Annotated in this window: 1 pseudogene; it reads right to left on the reverse strand. The window is 70.7% G+C overall.

The features are described 5' to 3' along the window. A pseudogene (locus tag GJ693_RS17215) lies at positions 1–1,377 on the reverse strand (ATP-dependent DNA helicase); the annotation flags it as partial.

Genomic DNA, 1,377 nt, shown 5'->3' on the forward strand with positions numbered 1-1,377 from the left:
CTCGAAACCGAAGTCGCCGAGGTGTGGCCTCCACCAGCCGTGGCAGCACCTCGGCGACTTCGGTTTCGAGGCCATAGCCGTGATCGGCCTCCACCGCCCGCGCCAGCACCTGGCCGCGCACGGCGGCGAACAGGCCTTCCAGCGGACCCTCCGGATCATCACTGCCAACGCGGCCGAGCCAGCCTTCGCCCGGCAGCTGGCGTGCCGCTGCCGCAATGCGCTCAACGGCCAGCGCCGCTTCGTCGTCATAGCTGATGGCATCCGCCAACCGCGCCGCCAGGCCACGGCGCCGGCCACGCCCGGCCGCGCGTTCCGGGCCGAGCAGCCAGTTCTTCAATTCCACCGCCTCGCGCCCGGTCAGCGCCACCGCGAACGTGGCATCGGCGGCATCAAACAGATGATGGCCTTCGTCAAACACCAGCCGTGTCAGCCCGCTGCCCTCCGCCCGGCCGCGCGCGGCGTTGATCATCACCAGCACGTGATTGGCGATCACCAGATCGGCCTGGGCGCTGGCGCGCGTGGCCCTTTCGATGAAGCAACTGCGATAATGCGGGCAGGCGGCATAGATGCACTCGCCGCGCCTGTCGGTCAGCCCGGCAAAGCTGGTGCGGCCAAACAGCGGCGGCAGCCAGCCGGGCAGATCGCCGCCCACCATGTCGCCATCCCTTGTATATTCGGCCCAGCGTTCGGCCAGCCGCGCAAACACCGCCGCCCGCCCACCAAAACCGCCCTGCACCGCGTCTTCCAGGTTGAGCAGGCACAGATAATTCTCGCGGCCCTTGCGCACCACCACCTTGGCGCGGCGTTCAGCCGGATCGGGCCACACCCGCGCGGTTTCGGCATCCAGTTGGCGTTGCAGCGCCTTGGTGAAGGTCGCCACCCACACGGGCGCGCCCGCCTCGCGCGCCCACAGCGCCGCCGGGGCGAGATAGCCCAGCGTCTTGCCGATGCCGGTGCCAGCTTCGGCCAGGATCATCTGCGGTGCGCCGCTGGTATCACGCGGGGCAAAGGCAGTGGCGGCGGCCTTGGCATAATCGCGCTGGCCATCGCGCTGTTCCGCACCGCTGCCGACCAGCCGCGCCAGCTCTGCCGTCACGGCGCCCTCGTCCAGCGCCACGACCCGCGGCGCCGGGCGCGGCGGCGCTTCCTCCCACCTGGGCAGCAGCTGAAAGACATGACGTTCGGGCGCGCGCGGCTTCTCGATCAATTTCACCAGCTGTGGCGCCCACGCCCAACGCTGGCGGGTCAGGCTTTGCAGCGATGTCCACGCGCCGTGGCGTTCCGGCCAGTCCGCCCGGGCCGGCACGGCCAGCAGCGCCGCCGCTGCGCGCTGCAGGAAGCCGGCATCACTTTCGCCCTTCGGCGGCGCAATCCCCA

It is taken from the genome of Sandarakinorhabdus oryzae (genome assembly GCF_009733735.1).
In the GTDB taxonomy this organism is placed as follows: Bacteria; Pseudomonadota; Alphaproteobacteria; order Sphingomonadales; family Sphingomonadaceae; genus Sandarakinorhabdus; species Sandarakinorhabdus oryzae.